Raw genomic sequence first — 17,905 nt, forward strand, 5'->3', positions numbered from 1 at the left:
CGGGACATCCCTGTCCCGATGAAAAACGGCGCGCATCCCTGCGCGCCGCCCTTCGGGTCTTCGATTGCCTTCGCTAGTGCGAATCGGCGCACAGCAACAGCAAAATCCTTGCGGCAACGGCAACGGCAACGGCAACGGCAACGGCAACGGCAACGGCAACGGCAACGGCAACGGCAACGCCGTTGAAGCGGATGCGCGCATCGCGACCGACGACGGGCGCGGAATGTATGCGGTCGCGGCTCGCGCCGCTCCTACCCAGGAGCCCGAACTGCGGGAAGTGACGGCGCGAGATCGGGGCGGTGCGGTCGCGGCTTATGGCCGAAGGAAGTCCAGTAGGACGCCGCTCCTACAGAAGCCGAGCGCGAGCCCGAGCGAGTCGGTACGAGCTTGCGCGGATCCAGCGCGAGGCCGCGCCGATCAAAGCGCAAAGCGCAAATACCGGCCCTTGGACGTCTGCGAATTACGCAAGTCGATCCGCGCCTGCAATCCTTCGAGCCGCTGTGTACGCGGCAACAGATAGGCGTGCTGGAAGCGGAACGGGCGGCCCGGCAGGGCGATGATCGATTTGTATTGCGCGTCGTAACCGCTGCCGCAGGTGTTCGGCAGCTTGGCGCCGCTCAGCCGCGGCAGGCCGGCCGGATTCGCGTCCCACAAGCGGCCCTGCGCATCGGACACCTGGCCCTTGCACAGGTCCAGGGCCTTGGCCTGGGTGCCGGAATCGGCGATCACTTCGAATTGCAGCAGCAAAACTCCGGCGTCCTTGCGCAAGGGGCCGCCGATGCGCGGGTCGCGCGGGGCCAGGGCTTCGGCCGAGACCAGGCGCCAACGCGCGCCTTCGTACTGCGCCCACTCGCCCTTGGGCACGTCGATGGCGTGCGAGGGGTGACGGTTCTGGTAGGCCTGCAAGGCCTCGCGGTAGGGCGCATAGATCGCCCAGGCGCCGAACACCAGGGTGCCCAGCAGCCACAGTGCGTTGCGCCGCCACCAACCGGCCGGAGCCGTGCGGGCGGTGTCGGGCTCGGAGGGTTCGGGCGTCATCGGCGCGGAACTTATGGGCGTGGAACTCATGGGCGCAGGTCCAGTACCGGCTTGGCTTCGGCCATCAGCTTGCGCGCGCGCGCCGCATCGATGCCCAGGTCGACGTCGACCAGGCTGTCGCCGCCGCGCGGCAGGCCGTTGCCCCAGTAGAACTGCAGATGGGCGCCCTGCAGACGGTCGGCCGGCACTTCGAAGAACCAGGCGCCGCTTTCCGGCAGGCCGGGGACGACCACGCGCTCGCGCAGGTTGAGGCCTTTGAGTTTCGGCCGGTCCTGGCTGGAGGCGACATAGGTCAGGCCGTCGCGGGTGAGCAGTTGCGCGCCGACGTAGCCGCTCTGGTCGCGTGCTTCGACTTTGGCGACCACCGACAGCCACACCCCGGGGGTGCGCAGCAGATAGTCCTCGGGATGGCTGTAGTCGCCCTTGAGCAGATAGGCGTGCGCGGCCTTGAAGCCGGTGACGTCGACGGCGAAGTTGCGGCCTTCGACCCGGCCCAGGCCTTGCGCGTGCTGCACCAAGGGCGTGTCGCGCTGTTCGTAGCTGGACTCGCCCTTGCGCAAGGCGACCACCGCGATCAGAGCCAGGAGAATCCACAGGGCGTCGCGCCAGCGCCAGCGCGGCAGGCGCCAGGCGGTGCGGGCGGCGGCGGGCGCGCTCACGGCGCCACCGCCCGGTCGCGCAGGTCCTGCACGGCCATCGCGTACTTGGCGGCGGGCTTGCCCTGGACCCAGGCGCCTTCGTCGTTGAGATAGGCCTTGGCCTTGTAGGCGCGAGCGAATACGCCGAAGGTCGCTTGCGGCGTGTAGACGTAATTCTTCGGCAAGGTCCAGACCAGGTCGATGCGTTGCTTGAGGCGCGGATGCAGGTCGCCGGCGACGGAGTGGTCGTCGGACCTCATCAGCAGGTCGGACTGGATCGGTTCGCGCTTGCTCGACACCAGGATCAGGTCCTGCTGCGGATAGCCGAACGCGCTGAAGCTGCGCGGCGTGCGGTTTTCGACCTCGACCTGCAGCACCAGGTAGGACTTCGGGTTGAAGGCATCGATGCGGCCGCCGGGCTTGTAGCGCGCGACCCAGGCCCGCAGCGGCGTCACCGCGAGGGCGCCGCCCTGGTAGCGATGGCCGGCCTTGTACTCCGGCAAGGGCTTGCTCTTGGCCTGGCCGAAGCCGCCGAGTGCGGCGGTGGCGACGACGGCGACGAGCGCCACCGCCGCAGCGCCCTGCCACCAGGGGTTGCGTGCCGTCTGGACCAGTTCGTCCTTGTTCGCCATGCCGCTGTCTGCCGATCGAGTGGCGGCACCCTATCACAGCGTGAAGGCCGCACCGCGCGCGGAAATCTCAATACCGGATGCGGCGGCCGCGCGACGCGGGGCCGCGCTTGCGGCTCAGGCCGGTTCGTCGGGAATCAGGGCGCTTTCGAGGCGGGCGATACAGTCCTTGAGCCAGAGCTTGCGCTTCTTCAGGCGCTTGACCGTAAGTTCGTCGGCCTGCGGGTCCAGGCCCAGGCGGTCGATGGCCGCGTTCAGATCGCGATGTTCCAGGCGCAGCTCGGCGAGCTGGCGGGCGGTCTCGGCGGGATCGGCGCTTCCGGTCATGCGCATCAGCTTAGCGCGCCGCCACGACCAACGTCATCGGCCCCCTCGATCGGCGCGCGGGCGGTGTTCACCGACCCGTAGCGTAGAATTGGCGCCCTCATGAGCATCGTCCTGCCCCTCGCCGAACCGATCCGTCCCGCCCGCGCCGAGGCCCGCCGCGGCAGCGACGGCGAACGCCTCGCCACCCGCCTGCGCCATCAGGTCGGCCGGGCGATCGCCGATTTCGGCATGATCGAAGAGGGCGACAAGGTCATGGTCTGTCTGTCCGGCGGCAAGGACAGCTACACCCTGCTCGACGTCCTGCTGCAGTTGCAGAAGAAGGCGCCGGTGAAGTTCGAGCTGGTCGCGGTGAACCTGGACCAGAAGCAGCCCGACTTTCCCGAGCACGTGCTGCCGGCCTACCTCGAATCGATCGGGGTGCCCTACAAGATCCTCGAGCAGGACACCTATTCGGTGGTGACCCGGGTCGTGCCCGAGGGCAAGACCATGTGTTCGCTGTGCTCGCGCCTGCGGCGCGGCGCGCTCTACACCTATGCCGAGGAACAGGGCTTCACCAAGATCGCCCTGGGCCACCACCGCGACGACCTGGTGGCGACCTTCTTCCTCAACCTGTTCTTCCACGCCAAGCTCAGCGGCATGCCGCCCAAGCTGCTGTCCGACGACGGCAAGCACGTGGTGATCCGGCCGCTGGCCTACGTGCGCGAGGACGACATCGTCGACTACGCCGCGATCAAGGGTTTCCCGATCATTCCCTGCAACTTGTGCGGCTCGCAGGAGAACCTGCAGCGCAAGCAGGTCAAGCGGATGATGGACGCCTGGGAACGCGAGACGCCCGGCCGCATCGAGACCATCTCGCGCGCGCTCGGCGACATCCGCCCCTCGCAGTTGAGCGATCCGAAATTGTTCGATTTCCTCGGCCTGGGACAGGCCGGCGGCGTGCCGGCCGCCGACGCGCCGGTGTGGCTGGACGCAACGATTGATACCAACGACGCGCAGACTGGATGAGGCGTCGTTTCTTCGGCCCCGCCTCAGGGGCTTCATCGCGATATGACTCTGAAGTTTCCGGATTCCCGCTTTTGCGGGAATGACGAGCCAGAGCATTCGACTCCATTCCTCTCCAATTCGGTCCTTCGATGTTCTTTCGCAATCTGACCTTCTTCCGCTTTCCCACCACCCACAAGCTCGACGAACTGGATAAAGGCCTGGAAGAGTGCAGGCTCAAGCCGGTCGGCCCGCTCGAACTGTCCTCGCGCGGTTTCATCTCGCCGTTCGGCCGCGACGCCGAGGACGCGATGATGAGCAACCGCATCGGCGACGCGATCTGGCTGACCTCGGGCGGCGAAGACCGTCTGCTGCCGGGTTCGGTGATCAACGACATGCTGGCCAAGAAGCTCGCCGAAATCGAGCAGAAGGAAGGCCGCAAGCCCGGCGGACGCACCCGCAAGCGCCTCAAGGACGAGCTGATCGTCGACCTGATGCCGCGCGCCTTCATCAAGCCCAGCCGCACCGACGCGATGATCGATCTCGAACACGGCCTGGTCATCGTCGACACCTCCAGTCGCAAGACCGGCGAGAACGTGATCAGCGAGATCCGCCGCGCCATCGGCAGCTTCCCGGCCCTGCCGCTGAACGCCGAGATCGCGCCGCGTTCGATCCTGACCGGCTGGGTCGCCGGCGAGGAACTGCCCGACGGCATCAGCCTGGGCGACGAGTGCGAGCTACGCGACCCGGTCGACCAGGGCGCGGTGGTCAAGTGCCAACGCCAGGAGCTGGAGAGCGACGAGATCGCCAAGCACCTGGAAACCGGCAAGCAGGTCACCCGTCTGGCGCTGACCCTGGACGATCATGTGTCGTTCGTGATCGGCGAGGACCTGGTGGTGCGCAAGTTCAAGCTGCTCGACGGCGCCGTGGACCAGCTCGAACACAGCGAAGGCGACGGCCTGCGCGCCGAACTGGATGCGCGTTTTGCGCTGATGAGCGCGGAAGTGAAGCGTCTGTTCCGGGTGCTGGAATCGGCCCTGAAGCTGAGCAAGGTCGAGGCCTGATCCACGCCGGCTTTCGCACCACAACCCCTCTCCCGCTTGGCGGGAGGGGGTAAGGGCATCGAGTCGCACGCAAAGCGTTTCCGAGGAACTCGATGGTCGAGCGAGCCGCCTCTTCGAAGGTCCTGATACGTCGTCATTGAAGTTTCACTGCGCCGCCGCATCGTCGCAGCGTCCGTGGCGTTATGCTTCGCCCATGGCGGTCCCCCACCCATGACGAGCCTCCTGCGCCTGCTGACCGGCAAGCCGCAAGCCGCCTCGCGCACGGTCTCGCGCGAAACCCTCGCGATCGACCTCGGCAACGGCCGCGTGGTCGAGGTCTTGCGGGTGCGCGATCCGCGGGCGCGCCGGATCAAGCTCAGCGTCGATGAACGCGGCCCGCGCCTGACCCTGCCGATGCGCGCCAGCGAGATCGCCGGCCAGCGTTTCGTGATCGAACACGGCGACTGGCTGCTGGCCCAGATCGCCCAGGCCGACAGCGACGCGGCCCGTCTGCAGCCGCACGTCAGCGCGAGCATCCCCCTGCGCGGCGCGGACCTGCCGGTGCGCTGGCAGAGCGCGCGCTACCTGCGCCTGCAACTCAACGAAGACGCGCTCGACATCGCCGCGCCCGAGGCCGTCAACGCAGCCGCGTTGCAGCGCGCCCTGCGCGATTTCTACGAAGGCCAGGCCCGCGCCGACGTCGGCCGCTGGCTGCCGAAGTACCTGCCCGGCCTGCCGCGCGCGCCGTCGCGGTTGCGCTATCGGGTGATGTCCTCGCAATGGGGTTCGCTCGCACCCGACGGCGCGCTGACCTTGGACTTGTCGCTGGTGTTGGCGCCGCCGCCGGCGTTCGAGTACGTGCTGGTGCACGAGCTCTGCCATCTGATCCACGCCGACCACTCGCGGGCGTTTTGGCGCGAAGTCGAGGCGCGCTGCCCCGATTGGCGCGATCAGCGCGAGTATTTCCGCGCCTCCGGCCGCAGCCTCAAGGCTGGCCTGCGCCGCTTGATCGCTACCGACGCATAAGCTAGCGCTCAGCCGGCTGCCCGATCGGCGCGCTCAGCCGACGCGCTTAACCGGCGAGGAAGGCGCGGAACAGTTCGCCGACGTCGCGCGGCTGCTCCATGTGCAGGTGATGGGTTCCGGCCAACACGTGCATCTCGCCGCGCGGCAGCAGGGTCGCGCGTTCGCGGCGCAGCTCGTCGGGCATATAGGCCTGGGCCGGGTCGGCCCAGACCATGCAGGTCGGGCTTTCGATCGCCGCGATCAGCGAGCGCATCTGTGCCTCGCTCATGCGCATCGCCGTGGTCAGGGTCAGGCGGGGATCGCTGCGCCAGACGAAACCGCCCTGGCTTTCGTCGCTGCGCACCGGCGCCACGCCGCGTTCGACCAGCAGGCGCGCGACCGGTTCGCTGAGGCTGTTGGCGGTCATGCGCGCGCGCACCGCGGTGGCGATGTCGCCGAACACGCGCAACTGTTTGCCGACCAGCGCGGCCTGGCCGGCGAAGGCCTCGCGCAGGCGCGCGGCGACGCGGTCTTCGGGTTCGGCCAGCGAGCCCAGCGCTTCGATCAGCAACAGTCGGTCGACCCGCTGCGGCGTGGCCGCGGCGACGACGCTGGCGGTGGCGCCGCCGAGCGAATGGCCGAGCACATGGAAGCGATCCCAGCCCAAGGCGTCGGCGACTGCGAGCGCGGCGCGCGCGGCGGTGATCAAGGTGTAGTCGGCGGCCGGCGGCAGATGCGCGCTGGCGCCGTGGCCCGGCAAGTCCGGGGCGACCAGGTCGAAGCCCTCGAACCAGGGCGCGATCGGCACGAAGCTGGCGGCGTTGTCGAGCCAGCCGTGCAGGGCGAGCAGGCGCGGCGCGCCGATCTGGCCGTTGCGCAGGCCGGCCAGGCGGCCGAATACGCTGTCGACGGCGAATTCCTGCAACGCCGTCATCGCTCCCAGGCTCCGAGCGCGCGCCGGGCGATGCCGGCCAGCAGTGCGGCATGCGCCGGCGACTCGTTGAGACAGGGGATGTAGCGCAGCTCGCCGCCGTGTTCGGCGAAATCCTCGGCCAGCATCATCGCGACCTCTTCCAGGGTTTCCAGGCAGTCGACCGCGAAGCCGGGCGCGACCACGTCGACGCGCTTGATGCCGCGCGCCGCCAGCGCATCCAGGGTGCCGGCGGTGGATGGCTCCAGCCAGCGTTCGCGGCCGAAGCGCGATTGGTAAGTGAGCGTCCAGGCCGCATCGGGCAGGTGCAGGGCCCGGGCGATGGCGCGCGCGCTGGCTTCGCACTGGCGGGCATAAGGGTCGCCGCCGTCGACGAAGCGTTGCGGCAGGCCGTGGAACGAGAACAGCAGGTGCTCGCCGGCGCCCTCGTTGGCGCGGTGGCGATGGATCGAGTCGGCGATCGCCGCGACCCAGTCCGGATCGTCGTGATAATCGTCGACCAGACGCGTCGCCAGGCCTTCGGCACGGCCGAGCACGTCGCCGACCGAGGCGGTGGTCGAGGTCGAGTACTGCGGATACAGCGGCAGGGCCAACACACGTCGCACGCCCTCGGCCTGCAGCCGTTGCAACAACTGCTTCCACGACGGTTGGCCGTAGCGCATCGCATGCAGCACGCGCACCTCGGGCAGCTCTTGCTGAACGGCCTGGGCGAGGCGGCGCGTGTGCACGGCCAGCGGCGAGCCTTCCGGCAGCCAGACGCTGGCGTATTTGTTGGCGACCTTGCCGCTGCGCAGGGGCAGGATGGCGAAATGCAGCAGCGGGCACCACAGCCAGCGGCTCATGTCGACCACGCGGCGGTCGTGCAGGAACTCGGACAGATAACGGCGCACCGCGCGCGTGTTCGGCGCCTCGGGCGTGCCGAGATTGACCAGGACCACGGCGGTGTCGGCGGTGGAGGGGGCGTCGCGGTCGGTGATGCTGGCGGTTGCGGGCATGGGCATAGGATGACACCCGGCGCCCCGCCTGCGAAATCTCCGCGGGATCGAAGTTTTCGATGGCAGCGATAGGCGGGGGGGATGAGGCGGCGAGACGCTGTGTCGCTCGAGCGTTCGTACGTGCGTGTCGCAGGTCCCGCGTCGGCGTGCGCCCGATCGGCGATCATATCCGGACGGAGCGACGCCACGCGCCCCTGGACCAGATATCCCGACCGCAGCCGTATCCTGGAGAAGCGCGCGTGAGCAAAGCCGTACTGAAGATTGCCGTACCGACGATAGCGGGGTTGATCCTGGGATCCAGCCTGCCCCTGGCCGCACAACAGATTCCCGACCGCGACTACCGCGCGCCGATCCTGGCGCCGACCTACGCTAAAGGCACCGGGCCGGTGGTGTGCCTGGACGAGGCCCACCATAACTTCCACACCCTCGACGGCCGCTATTGGTCGTTCGGCGAGCTGTTGCGCCGCGACGGCCATTCGGTGCGGCCGCTGCGCGGCAGGCTCGAGGCGGCGACGCTGGCGCCGTGCGCGATCGTGGTGATCGCCAATGCGCAGCCGAGCGATGCCGATTGGAACGACTACCCCAGCCCCACCCCGTCGGCCTTCAGCGACGCCGAGATCCGCGCGACCCGGCGTTGGGTCCAGCGCGGCGGCAAGCTGTGGCTGATCGCCGACCATATGCCGCTGGCGGGCGCGGCGGCGTCGTTGGCGCGGGCGTTCGGGGTCGAGTTCAGCGACGGCTTCGCGATGCCGGGCTTCGACGCCGATCCGCAGCGGCGTGCGGCGATCTTCAAACAGCCGACGCTGTTCCGGCGCAGCGACGGCACCCTCGTCGCGCATGCCGTACTGCGCGGTCGTCGCAGCGGCGAAACGGTGACCCAGGTGCGCAGTTTCACCGGCCAGGCCTTCCGCTTGCCGGATGGCGCCGAGCCGGTGCTGGCGCTGCCGTCGGGCTATGTCTCGCTGCAACCGCTCAAGCCCTGGCAATTCCATGCCGATACGCCGCAGATTCCGGTCGCGGGCTGGTCGCAGGGCGCGGTATTGCGGGTGGGGGCAGGACGCGCTGCGTTCTTCGGCGAGGCGGCGATGTTCACCACGCAGCTGCAAGGTCCGGATAAGCGCCCGATGGGCATGAATGCGCCCGGGGCGGAGCAGAATTTCCAGCTCGCCTTGAACGTAGCGCATTGGCTGTCGGGCCGGCTCGACGCCGACGCGCCCTCGCCGAAGCCGGCGCGATAAGCGCGCGGCCGCATTGCGCCGGTTCGCGCNCGAGCCGGCCGCCCTTCAGCCGCGATTCGGCGAAGATTCATCGCCGAATCGCTAGCCTCGCAAAAGGCTCGTTCCTGCGATCGGGCCCGTTACGATGAACGTGCCCGCTGCGCGTTCGCGACCTGCCGAACCGGCGCTGTCGAGCCGGTGCAGCGTCGATGCGACGTACCGTCGAGCGCGCCGAGCATGTTCTACTTCCGAACATGTCTGTTTCCGCCGTCCGCCGGAGTCCCCCATGTCCCGTTCCTTGCCTCGCGTCCTGAGTCTGAGTCTCGCCCTGAGCCTGGGTATCGCCGCCACCGCCGCCGTGGCCGGCCCGACCGAGGATCAACGCGCACGCGACGCGGTGCGCGTGCTCGGCGACATCCAGCAAATTCCCGAATCCTCGATTCCCGACAAGCTGTTCGACGAAGCGCGCGCGATCGTCGTGGTGCCCGACACCCTGAAGATCGGCCTAGTCGTCGGCGGTCGCCGCGGCCACGGCCTGGTCTCGGTCAAGAACCCGGACGGCACCTGGTCGAACCCGAGCTTCGTCAAGCTCACCGGCGGCAGCTTCGGCTTCCAGGCCGGCGTGCAGTCCTCCGACATCGTCCTGGTGTTCCGCGGCGACCGCGGCCTGGATTCGATCGTCAACGGCAAGGTCACCCTCGGTGCCGACGCCAGCGTCGCCGCCGGCCCGGTCGGCCGCACCGCCGCGGCCGCCACCGACGGCCAGCTCAAGGCCGAGATCTGGTCGTGGTCGCGCGCACGCGGCCTGTTCGCCGGCATCGCTCTCGACGGCGCCGCGCTGTCGATCGACGACGACGCCAACCAGGCCGTCTACGGCGAAGGCAGCACCCCGCGCATGATTTTCGAGGGCCGCGCGAACGGCCAGCCGTCCACTGCCGTGGTCGATTTCCGCGACCGTCTCGAAGAGGCCAGCGCGACCGCGCGCGCCAACCGCACCGCCGAGGACCAGCGCCCCGCGCTCGGCGCCACGGTCTATCCGGAATCCGGGATCACCCCCGCCCAAGCCGCGGCCGCTGCCCAGGCCGCGCCGGCGCGGACCCGCCTGGCGCCGGCCGAGCCGGCCCAGCCGCAGCCCGTTCAGGGCCAGCCGCAGCCGTTCGAGACCGTGCCGGCCAACCCGGCCAAGGTCGAACCGCTGCCCTGATCGGCCTGCCGGTTGCGGTTCGATGGCGGCCGCATGACGGTTCGCCAACGGCCGCGCCGCGCCGGTGCGTGACCGCAGGCTCATTAGCCCGTGGCCGGGCAGTGTCGATCTGTATCGGACGGCCGGTGCCGCAACCTTCTGTTACAAAGGTTGCGGTATCCTCACGGCCCCGGTTGCGCGCATCGACATCGCGCCGGCCGCGGACGAGCTGATCGGACCAGCCGGCTTGAGGTTCTCATCCACTATCAACGGGTTTAACGGGACACCGCCATGGGCAGCATGAGTTGGATTCACTGGGTCGTCGTCCTGCTGATCGTCGTTCTGGTTTTCGGCACCAAGCGTCTGGGCAACATCGGCAAAGACGTCGGCGAAGCCGTGAAGGGCTTCAAGAAGGGCATGCACGACGACGACAAGCCGACGCAGCAGCTCAACGACGAAACCCGTCAAGACAACGCCTCCGACAAGACGCCGTCCTCGCGCAACGACGAGCACACCCCGCGCTGACGCTCGCGGCCCCGACGCGCTCCGCCCTTCCGCAGGCCAGCCCCAGACCATGTTCGACATAGGCTTCTCGGAAGTCTTCGTGATCGCGATCGTGGCTTTGATCGTGCTCGGTCCCGAACGCTTGCCCAAGGCCGCGCGTTTCGCCGGTCTGTGGGTGCGGCGCGCCCGGGCGCAGTGGTATTCGGTCAAGTCCGAACTCGAGAACGAACTCGCCGACGAGGACCTCAAGCGCAGCCTGCGCCAGGCCCAGGACGACCTGCGCGACGTGCAGGGCCAGTTGCGCGACAGCGGCCGGGCCATGCGCGACGAAGTCGATGCCATGAACCGCAGCATCGCCGCGCCGGTCGGCGCCGCCGCCAGCCAACCCGAGGACGTCCCCGCCGACAGCGCGACCGCCTCCGGCGACGCGCACGGCGCCGAGCCGGCTTCAACCGAGCCGGCTGAGCAAGCGCCGGCCGAGCCGGCTGCGGACGCACCGCCGACCCACGATTACGCCAGCGCCGCCTTGCCGGACTACCGCCCTTCCTCCAAGACACCGACGCCGAACGATGAGCGACGCTGAATCCCGCGCGCCGCAAGCCGGCGGCCCCGGCGACGATGCCTCGCCCGAACCGCGTCTGCTCGATCACCTGATCGAACTGCGCGCACGCCTGTTGCGCGGCGTGACCGGGCTGATCATCGTCTTCCTCGGCTTTCTGCCGTTCGCCAACAAGCTCTATCACTACCTGGCGACGCCGCTGCTGGCCAAGCTGCCGGCCGGCAGCCAGCTGATCGCGGTGGAAGTCGCCTCGCCGTTCTCGGCGCCGCTCAAGCTGGCGTTCTTCGCCGCGCTCATGGTCACCATGCCGTGGCTGCTGTACCAGGCCTGGGCCTTCGTCGCGCCCGGCCTGTACCGGCGCGAGAAACGCCTGGCCCTGCCGCTGCTGGTGTCGGCGCTGGTGTTGTTCTACGCCGGCTGCGCGTTCGCGTTCTTCCTGGTGTTGCCGTCGGTGTTCGGTTTCCTGGTCAAGGTCACCCCGGTCGGCGTGGCGATGATGACCGACATCAACGCCTACCTGGATTTCGTGCTGATCCTGTTCCTGGCCTTCGGCATCAGCTTCGAGGTGCCGGTGGCGCTGGTGATCCTGGCCCTACTCGGTTGGGTCACCCCGGCCCAGCTCAAGGAAGCGCGCGGTTACGCGGTGGTCGGCATCTTCGTCATCGCCGCGGTGATCACCCCGCCGGACGTGGTCTCGCAGCTGATGCTGGCGATTCCGATGTGCATCCTCTACGAGATCGGCATCATCGCCGCGAAATGGGTGGCCTCCGACCGTCGCGACCGCGACGGCGAGGACGACGCTTCGAGCGGGGACGCGCGCGACCGATGAGCGCACCGGCGAGCGCGCCGGCCGGGTTCTGGCCGCGCTACGCGGCCTGGTCGTTGGATGCGGCCGCGGTCGCCGCGGCGACCAGCGTCATCGGCGCCGGCCATTGGCTGGCCCTGGCCGAATCGGCCCGGCGGGCCTATGCGGCGATGGCCGCGCGCACCGCCGAGGTGATGGCCGATTCGGTGCTCGACGACCTGTCATTCGGCGGTTTCGCGCAACGGCTGCTCGCCGATCCGGCCCTGCATGCGGCAGCCACGACCACGGCGACCGCACTGACCGCGCTGGTGTTCGGCTGGATGCTCGCCTTCGCACTGCTCGGCGCGGTGTATGAGCTCGGTTTCGTGCTGTCGCCATGGCAGGCCACGCCCGGCAAGCGTGCGCTGGGCCTGCGCGTGACCGGCATGGACGGACAGGCGCTCGGCCTGGGCCGCATCGCCCTGCGTTATTTCGGCGGCGGTCTGTCGTGGCTGAGCTTGAACATCGGCCATCTGCTGGCGATGGCGAAACCCGAACACCGCGCCTTGCACGACCGTCTGGCCGGTGCGCGCGTGGTGCGCGACGGCGACGCGCGCATGCCGCTGTGGGGCTGGGCCTGGGTGTCGCTGCAGCTGTCGGCGACCTTGTTCGCGATGGTCCGGCTGTTCGGCGCGATGCAGGCCACGATGGACGCGGCCGTGTATCAGGCCGGCGGCCTGTAGCGCGCCAGCCGGAGTGCGGCTCAGGCTTCCAGCTGTCCCGGACGCGGCGTCGATGAGGCCTGCTGCGTGACCGATTGTTCGCCCTGGCCGAACACGTCGCGCCAGGCGTAGTAACAGGTGCCGACCATGACCACCACCACCACGGCGCCATAGGCCAGGTACAACGAGGCGGCGAGCAGGGCGCCGACCACCGGATGGATGAGGCTGCCGATCTGCACCAGCACGATCGCGATCACGCTCGCCAACACCGCCGACACCACCACGCCGAGCACGAACAGCATCGCCGCGAGCAGGTAGGCGCCGAGGTTCCACAGCGAGGCGCTGACGCTGCGCTTGACCGCATCCGACAGGCTCAGCCCCGAGAACATGATCAGCGGCACCGAGATCAGCAGGATCGCGTTGCTGAAATAGTTGAACAGGAACTGCACCAGCATCATCAGGCCCGGGTGATCGGGCTCCGGTGCCGTGGCGACATGGCCGCTGAGCGCGCTGCGCATCATTTCCAGGTACTGCGGCCAGTAATCCTGGCCGGCCAGCCAGATCACCAGCGCGGTGCTGACCAGGGTCAGGGCGATCTGGATCAGGCCCAGCAGGGCGAGCGGGCCGGCCTTGCCCTGGCGCAGCGGCGCGAACAGGTCGCGCGCGCGCGTCGGCCGTCCGGCCTCGGCTTCGCGGATCACGTGCATGAGGCCGGCCAGCAGGATCGGCAGCAACAGCACCAGGGCGACGAACATCGGGATCAATGCGGTCGCGACGCTGGCCATGTCGGGGTTGGCGCCGCCGGCGAGACTGCGCGCCGGGGTCGCCAGCACCAGCGCCAGCAGATACAGCACCGCCATGAACAGCACCGCGGCGCCGAAGATCGCGCGCGGATTGCGCGTGCCCAGGTTGATCGCGCGGATCAGCCATTGCACGCCGTGGGTCAGCGGTACCTTGCGCATCGGTGGGGTCATCGGATCGATCCTGGCCGTGGGGCCGTATTGCTCGGTGAATACGAAGTCGGTGCAACGAATGAGGCCGGACGGTCGCAGGCCCGCGACCGTGCGGACGCGGCGCTCAGCGCCCGTGCAGCGCGCGCGCGTGGCCGACGAAACGCCGCAGCACGCGCCGTGCGAACGGCGTGGCGCTGACGCTGCCGGCGATGGTCCGGGGGCAATGGCCTTCGTTGCGCAGCGCGTCCTGGCGCGCCCGCACATAGCCGCGCATATGCGTGGCGCTGAATTCGGGGTGGAACTGCACGCCCCAGGCGTTTTCGCCCCAACGGAAGGCGTGGCAGGCATCGTGGGCCGAACGCGCCAGCACGGTCGCGCCGTCGGGCGCGCGCAACACGGTCTGCAAGTGGGTGGCCTGGGCCGGGAACTGGTTGGGCAGGCCGGCGAACAAGGGGTCGTCGCCGGCGCTCGCATGCAGTTCCAGGCCGATCGTGCCCATCTCGCGGCCGGCCGGGTGATTGCCGACTTCGCCGCCGAGCGCGTGGGCGAGCAACTGGTGGCCGTAGCAGATGCCGAACAGCGGCAGGCGCGCGTGCGCGGCCTCGCGCAACCAGGCGGCGCTGCGTTCGCTCCAGTCAGCGCGGTCGGTGACCATCGCGCCCGAGCCGGTGACGATGGCGCCGGCGAAGCCTTCACGGCTCGGCAGCGGCTCGCCGTGTTCGACGTTGACCACCACGGCCTCGTCGCGATCGAGCCCGGCCGCGACCCGGATCCAATGCGGAAAGCCGCGGTGGCGGCGCATGGAGGCGACCGGCTGGCCGGTCTCGAGGATCAGGAAGGGCGGATTCACGGCGTGGCGGCAGGCGGGAGCGATGCGAAACCAGGGGGAAAGCCCTGGCGCGCAAGGCTCGTCGCTATACTAACCCGCTTTGCTGCACTGCGATGAGACCATGGCCGCGAGCGACCACCCGACCCCGCTGATCACCTTCCAGAGCATGATCCAGCGCCTGAACGCCTTCTGGGCTGAACAGGGCTGCGTGCTGATCCAGCCGCTCGACCTCGAAGTCGGCGCCGGTACCTTCCACCCCGCGACCTTCCTGCGCGCGCTGGGTCCGGAGCCGTGGAACGCCGCCTACGTCCAGCCCTGCCGCCGCCCCACCGACGGCCGCTACGGCGACAACCCCAACCGTCTGCAGCGCTATTACCAGTACCAGGTGGCGATGAAGCCCAGCCCCGACAACATCGTCGAGCTGTACTTCGATTCGCTCAAGGCGCTCGGCGTCGACCCGATGGTGCACGACCTGCGCCTGGTCGAAGACAACTGGGAATCGCCGACCCTCGGCGCCTGGGGCCTGGGCTGGGAGGTCTGGCTCAACGGCATGGAAGTCACCCAGTTCACCTATTTCCAGCAGGCCGGCGGCCTGGAGTGCAAGCCGGTGCTCGGCGAGATCACCTACGGTCTTGAGCGCCTGTGCATGTACCTGCAGAACGTCGACAACGTGTTCGACCTGGTCTGGACCTACGGTCCGGACGGTACGCCGGTGACCTACCGCGATGTCTACCACCAGAACGAAGTCGAGCAGAGTGCCTACAACTTCGAGCATGCCGATGTCGCCGAGCTGTTCCATCGCTTCGACGCCTGCGAAGCCGAAGCGCAGAAGCTGATCGAACTCGGCCTGCCGCTGCCGGCCTACGATCAGGTCTGCAAGGCCAGCCACTCGTTCAACCTGCTCGATGCGCGCCGTGCGATCAGCGTGACCGAACGCCAGCGTTACATCCTGCGCGTGCGCAAGATCGCCCAGGGCGTGGCCGAGGCCTATCACGCGCAGCGCGAAAAGCTCGGTTTCCCCGGTCTGAAGCAGGCATCGAAAGCCGAAGCCGCATAAGGCTCCGAAGCCCCTCTCCCGCGTGCGGGAGAAGGGTTGGGGTGAGGGCCTGGCGACTGAAGTCCGCCGATCCTCCCACCGAACCAGTACAGCTCGCTCGAACTCACCCACCTCGCCGCAGCAAGCGCGAGGCGTCTTCCCCACAAGGAGGACGAAAACGCAAAGGCATCCGCATGAGCACGACGCAACCTCTTCTGATCGAACTGGGCACCGAGGAACTGCCGGTCAAGGCCCTGCCGGGCCTGGCCCAGGCGTTCTTCGACGGCGTGCTCGACGGCCTGCACAAGCGCGGCATCGGTTTCGATCGCGAAGGCGCCAAGCCGCTGTACACGCCGCGCCGCCTGGCCGTGCGCCTCAACGGCGTGGCCACCCGGCAGCCCGAGCAGAAGAGCGAAGTGCTCGGCCCCTATCTCAACATCGCCCTCGACGCCGACGGCCAGCCGACCAAGGCGCTGCAGGGTTTCGCCCAGAAGGCCGGCATCGACTGGAGCGAGCTCGAACGCACCAGCGACGCCAAGGGCGAACGTTTCGTCCACCGCGCGACCAAGCCCGGCGCCGACACCGCCAGCCTGCTGCCCGAAATCGTGCGCGAAGCGCTCGCGGCGATGCCGATCCCCAAGCCGATGCGCTGGGGCGACCATGACTACGGTTTCGCCCGGCCGGTGCATTGGCTGGTGCTGCTGCTCGGCACCGAGGTGGTGCCGGCCGACCTGCTCGGCGTGCGCAGCGACCGCATGAGCCGCGGCCACCGCTTCATGCACGACAAGCCGGTCTGGTTCAGCGCGCCCGAGGACTATGTCGAATCCCTGCGCAGCGCGAACGTGCTGGTCGACGCCGACGAGCGCCGCGAGCGCATCGTCCGCGAAGTCACCGCCGCGGCGCAGCAGGCCGGCGGCCAGGCGCGCATCGACGAAGGCATCCTCGAAGAGGTCAACGGCCTGACCGAGTGGCCGGTCGCCATCGCCTGCGGCTTCGAGCGCGAGTTCCTCGCCGTGCCGCAGGAAGCGCTGATCGCGACCATGGAGGCCAACCAGAAATTCTTCCCGGTGCTCGACGCGCAGGGGCAGCTCACCGAGCGTTTCATCGGCATCGCCAACATCCAGTCCAGGAACGAGGCCGAAGTCCGCAAGGGCTACGAGCGGGTGATCCGCCCGCGTTTCGCCGATGCCAAGTTCTTCTTCGACGAAGACCTGAAGCAGGGCCTGAAGTCGATGGGCGAGGGCCTGAAGACGGTGACGTACCAGGCCAAGCTCGGCAGCGTGGCCGACAAGGTCGCGCGCGTCGCCGCGCTGGCCGCAGCGATCGCGCCGGCGGCCGGCGTCGACCCCGCGCAGGCACGCCGCGCCGCGGAACTGTCGAAGAACGACCTGCAGTCGCGCATGGTCAACGAGTTCCCCGAATTGCAGGGCATCGCCGGCCGTTACTACGCCCAGGCCGCGAACGAATCGGCCGCAGTCGCCGCAGCGATCGACGAGGCCTATATGCCGCGTTTCGCCGGCGATGCGATCGCGCCGTCGAAGCTGGGGCAGGTGGTCGCAATTGCCGAGCGTCTGGATACCTTGGCGGGTGGCTTCGCCGCGGGTTTGAAGCCGACCGGCAACAAGGATCCTTTCAGCCTGCGTCGCAATGCGTTGGGGCTGGCGCGCACGCTGATCGAAGGCGACATTGGTTTGTCGCTGGATGCGGCGCTGGAAGACGCGATTGCGGCGGCGAGCACCGCTATCGCGATGGAAGAAGCGCAAAAGAAGCTTCGGGCCGTCGAAGACGCGAAGAAGCAGGGCGCAGACGTCGGCAACAAAGCGCAGGGTGGTTCGAGCGTTCGTCCCAAGGGCGAGGAACTCTATGAGTTCATCATCGAGCGGCTGCGCAGCTACTACACCGATCAGAGCGTGCCGGCGCAGCAATTCGACGCGGTTGCAGCGATGCAACTGGCCAAGTTGCCCGACTTCGACCGCCGCCTCAAGGCCATCGCCGAATTCGCCAAGCTGCCCGAAGCCGAAGCGCTGGCCGCGGCCAACAAGCGCATCCGCAACATCCTCAAGAAGGTCGACGGCGACGTGCCGACCGCGATCGACCCGGCGCGTTTCGTCGAGAGCGCCGAGCGCGAGCTCGCCGACGTCGTCGATGCCGCGATCGCCGATACTGATCCGTTGTTGACGCAACGCGATTACGTCGCAGTGCTCGGCCGGCTCGCCCGCCTGCGTCCGCAGGTCGATGCCTTCTTCACCCACGTGATGGTCAACGTCGACGACCTGGCGGTGCGCAACAACCGTCTGGCCCTGCTGAAGCGTTTGTCCGACCGCCTCGGCAGCGTCGCCGCGATCGAGCATCTGTCGATCTGAGTCCGGGCACCTCGCAGAAAACGAAAGGCCGGCGCAAGCCGGCCTTTTTGTTGCGTGCGGTTACGGTGCGGCCGAGTCTCATCGGACCCGAGGTCGTGCGCCAGACGAATCCGCGGCCTCGGCTCTGTTGCGAGTAGCCATAAAAAAGGAGCCGGCTTGCGCCGGCTC

19 protein-coding genes are annotated in these 17,905 nt (G+C 68.7%); 11 read left to right on the forward strand and 8 right to left on the reverse strand.

From position 1 onward, the window contains the following. Positions 1 to 417: 417 nt before the first annotated feature. From ACTJJK_RS07110 to ACTJJK_RS07125, 4 genes are all read right to left on the reverse strand, one after another. Entirely contained in the window at positions 418 to 1,068 is a 651-nt protein-coding gene (locus ACTJJK_RS07110) for a hypothetical protein (protein WP_440729865.1), read from the reverse strand. Beyond that, complete coding sequence (locus tag ACTJJK_RS07115) at positions 1,065 to 1,697, reverse strand: hypothetical protein (RefSeq protein ID WP_031370588.1); 633 nt, start codon at positions 1,695 to 1,697, stop codon at positions 1,065 to 1,067. Before ACTJJK_RS07115 ends, ACTJJK_RS07110 begins: the two co-directional genes overlap by 4 nt. After that, positions 1,694 to 2,308, reverse strand: a complete 615-nt coding sequence (locus ACTJJK_RS07120) for a hypothetical protein (protein WP_031370589.1) — start codon at positions 2,306 to 2,308, stop codon at positions 1,694 to 1,696. Before ACTJJK_RS07120 ends, ACTJJK_RS07115 begins: the two co-directional genes overlap by 4 nt. Before the next feature lie 114 nt (positions 2,309 to 2,422). Continuing rightward, positions 2,423 to 2,632 carry a YdcH family protein gene (locus ACTJJK_RS07125; protein ID WP_031370590.1) on the reverse strand — a complete coding sequence of 70 codons (210 nt, stop codon included), beginning with the start codon at positions 2,630 to 2,632 and terminating at the stop codon, positions 2,423 to 2,425. A gap of 99 nt (positions 2,633 to 2,731) precedes the next feature. Here ACTJJK_RS07125 and ttcA point away from each other — a divergent pair, with 99 nt between their 5' ends. The 3 genes from ttcA (at position 2,732) to ACTJJK_RS07140 (ending at position 5,682) form a co-directional block, all read left to right on the forward strand. After that, entirely contained in the window at positions 2,732 to 3,637 is a 906-nt protein-coding gene (gene ttcA / locus ACTJJK_RS07130) for a tRNA 2-thiocytidine(32) synthetase TtcA (RefSeq protein ID WP_440729866.1), read from the forward strand. 128 nt (positions 3,638 to 3,765) lie between these two features. Then, positions 3,766 to 4,677, forward strand: a complete 912-nt coding sequence (locus ACTJJK_RS07135; RefSeq protein ID WP_031370592.1) for a recombination-associated protein RdgC — start codon at positions 3,766 to 3,768, stop codon at positions 4,675 to 4,677. 210 nt (positions 4,678 to 4,887) lie between these two features. Further along, the gene (locus ACTJJK_RS07140; protein ID WP_440729867.1) at positions 4,888 to 5,682 is read left to right on the forward strand and encodes a M48 family metallopeptidase; all 795 of its coding nucleotides are present in this window, start codon (positions 4,888 to 4,890) and stop codon (positions 5,680 to 5,682) included. A 46-nt stretch (positions 5,683 to 5,728) separates the two neighbouring features. Here ACTJJK_RS07140 and ACTJJK_RS07145 read toward each other — a convergent pair whose 3' ends face one another. Further along, positions 5,729 to 6,595, reverse strand: coding sequence for an alpha/beta fold hydrolase (locus ACTJJK_RS07145; protein WP_440729868.1), 867 nt, complete (start codon positions 6,593 to 6,595; stop codon positions 5,729 to 5,731). Beyond that, positions 6,592 to 7,587 carry a ferrochelatase gene (hemH, locus tag ACTJJK_RS07150; RefSeq protein ID WP_440729910.1) on the reverse strand — a complete coding sequence of 332 codons (996 nt, stop codon included), beginning with the start codon at positions 7,585 to 7,587 and terminating at the stop codon, positions 6,592 to 6,594. The genes ACTJJK_RS07145 and hemH overlap by 4 nt, the downstream gene beginning before the upstream one ends. 239 nt (positions 7,588 to 7,826) lie before the next feature. Between hemH and ACTJJK_RS07155 the strand changes: the two genes are divergently transcribed. The 6 genes from ACTJJK_RS07155 to ACTJJK_RS07180 all read left to right on the forward strand — a co-directional run bounded on the left by ACTJJK_RS07155 (position 7,827) and on the right by ACTJJK_RS07180 (position 12,577). Then, positions 7,827 to 8,825 (forward strand): DUF4350 domain-containing protein, encoded by a 999-nt coding sequence (locus ACTJJK_RS07155; protein ID WP_152566079.1) that lies wholly within the window; start codon positions 7,827 to 7,829, stop codon positions 8,823 to 8,825. Between the two features lie 277 nt (positions 8,826 to 9,102). Continuing rightward, positions 9,103 to 10,008 (forward strand): lipid-binding SYLF domain-containing protein, encoded by a 906-nt coding sequence (locus ACTJJK_RS07160; RefSeq protein WP_081930605.1) that lies wholly within the window; start codon positions 9,103 to 9,105, stop codon positions 10,006 to 10,008. 270 nt (positions 10,009 to 10,278) lie between these two features. Next, complete coding sequence (gene tatA / locus ACTJJK_RS07165; protein WP_031370598.1) at positions 10,279 to 10,512, forward strand: Sec-independent protein translocase subunit TatA; 234 nt, start codon at positions 10,279 to 10,281, stop codon at positions 10,510 to 10,512. A 49-nt stretch (positions 10,513 to 10,561) separates the two neighbouring features. Further along, entirely contained in the window at positions 10,562 to 11,074 is a 513-nt protein-coding gene (gene tatB / locus ACTJJK_RS07170) for a Sec-independent protein translocase protein TatB (RefSeq protein WP_036147948.1), read from the forward strand. Further along, the gene (gene tatC / locus ACTJJK_RS07175) at positions 11,061 to 11,879 is read left to right on the forward strand and encodes a twin-arginine translocase subunit TatC (protein ID WP_440729869.1); all 819 of its coding nucleotides are present in this window, start codon (positions 11,061 to 11,063) and stop codon (positions 11,877 to 11,879) included. The genes tatB and tatC overlap by 14 nt, the downstream gene beginning before the upstream one ends. Then, entirely contained in the window at positions 11,876 to 12,577 is a 702-nt protein-coding gene (locus tag ACTJJK_RS07180; RefSeq protein ID WP_440729870.1) for an RDD family protein, read from the forward strand. Before tatC ends, ACTJJK_RS07180 begins: the two co-directional genes overlap by 4 nt. A 20-nt stretch (positions 12,578 to 12,597) precedes the next feature. Here ACTJJK_RS07180 and ACTJJK_RS07185 read toward each other — a convergent pair whose 3' ends face one another. Together ACTJJK_RS07185 and ACTJJK_RS07190 are read right to left on the reverse strand one after the other, a co-directional pair. Then, positions 12,598 to 13,530, reverse strand: coding sequence for a BPSS1780 family membrane protein (locus ACTJJK_RS07185; RefSeq protein WP_440729871.1), 933 nt, complete (start codon positions 13,528 to 13,530; stop codon positions 12,598 to 12,600). Positions 13,531 to 13,633: 103 nt separating this feature from the next. After that, on the reverse strand, positions 13,634 to 14,359 hold the full coding sequence (locus tag ACTJJK_RS07190) for a glutamine amidotransferase (protein WP_223619227.1): 726 nt from the start codon (positions 14,357 to 14,359) through the stop codon (positions 13,634 to 13,636). A gap of 100 nt (positions 14,360 to 14,459) precedes the next feature. Between ACTJJK_RS07190 and glyQ the strand changes: the two genes are divergently transcribed. Together glyQ and glyS are read left to right on the forward strand one after the other, a co-directional pair. After that, positions 14,460 to 15,395: a glycine--tRNA ligase subunit alpha gene (glyQ, locus tag ACTJJK_RS07195; RefSeq protein ID WP_408951854.1), complete on the forward strand. Its 936-nt coding sequence runs from the start codon at positions 14,460 to 14,462 to the stop codon at positions 15,393 to 15,395. 173 nt (positions 15,396 to 15,568) lie between these two features. Further along, entirely contained in the window at positions 15,569 to 17,737 is a 2,169-nt protein-coding gene (gene glyS, locus ACTJJK_RS07200) for a glycine--tRNA ligase subunit beta (RefSeq protein ID WP_440729872.1), read from the forward strand. Positions 17,738 to 17,905 lie beyond the last annotated feature (168 nt).

Origin of the sequence: Lysobacter sp. 22409, from assembly GCF_052045105.1 — a bacterium.
Taxonomy (GTDB): domain Bacteria; phylum Pseudomonadota; class Gammaproteobacteria; order Xanthomonadales; family Xanthomonadaceae; genus Lysobacter; species Lysobacter antibioticus_B.

Excerpts from the sequence above, each read along its gene's own strand:
- ACTJJK_RS07110 (WP_440729865.1), bottom strand. The coding sequence starts at position 1,068 with ATGAGTTCCACGCCCATAAGTTCCGCGCCGATGACGCCCGAACCCTCC.
- ACTJJK_RS07120 (WP_031370589.1), bottom strand. The coding sequence starts at position 2,308 with ATGGCGAACAAGGACGAACTGGTCCAGACGGCACGCAACCCCTGGTGG.
- ACTJJK_RS07125 (WP_031370590.1), bottom strand. The coding sequence starts at position 2,632 with ATGACCGGAAGCGCCGATCCCGCCGAGACCGCCCGCCAGCTCGCCGAG.
- ttcA (WP_440729866.1), top strand. The coding sequence starts at position 2,732 with ATGAGCATCGTCCTGCCCCTCGCCGAACCGATCCGTCCCGCCCGCGCC.
- ACTJJK_RS07135 (WP_031370592.1), top strand. The coding sequence starts at position 3,766 with ATGTTCTTTCGCAATCTGACCTTCTTCCGCTTTCCCACCACCCACAAG.
- ACTJJK_RS07140 (WP_440729867.1), top strand. The coding sequence starts at position 4,888 with ATGACGAGCCTCCTGCGCCTGCTGACCGGCAAGCCGCAAGCCGCCTCG.
- ACTJJK_RS07145 (WP_440729868.1), bottom strand. The coding sequence starts at position 6,595 with ATGACGGCGTTGCAGGAATTCGCCGTCGACAGCGTATTCGGCCGCCTG.
- hemH (WP_440729910.1), bottom strand. The coding sequence starts at position 7,587 with ATGCCCGCAACCGCCAGCATCACCGACCGCGACGCCCCCTCCACCGCC.
- tatA (WP_031370598.1), top strand. The coding sequence starts at position 10,279 with ATGGGCAGCATGAGTTGGATTCACTGGGTCGTCGTCCTGCTGATCGTC.
- tatB (WP_036147948.1), top strand. The coding sequence starts at position 10,562 with ATGTTCGACATAGGCTTCTCGGAAGTCTTCGTGATCGCGATCGTGGCT.
- tatC (WP_440729869.1), top strand. The coding sequence starts at position 11,061 with ATGAGCGACGCTGAATCCCGCGCGCCGCAAGCCGGCGGCCCCGGCGAC.
- ACTJJK_RS07180 (WP_440729870.1), top strand. The coding sequence starts at position 11,876 with ATGAGCGCACCGGCGAGCGCGCCGGCCGGGTTCTGGCCGCGCTACGCG.
- ACTJJK_RS07185 (WP_440729871.1), bottom strand. The coding sequence starts at position 13,530 with ATGACCCCACCGATGCGCAAGGTACCGCTGACCCACGGCGTGCAATGG.
- glyQ (WP_408951854.1), top strand. The coding sequence starts at position 14,460 with ATGGCCGCGAGCGACCACCCGACCCCGCTGATCACCTTCCAGAGCATG.
- glyS (WP_440729872.1), top strand. The coding sequence starts at position 15,569 with ATGAGCACGACGCAACCTCTTCTGATCGAACTGGGCACCGAGGAACTG.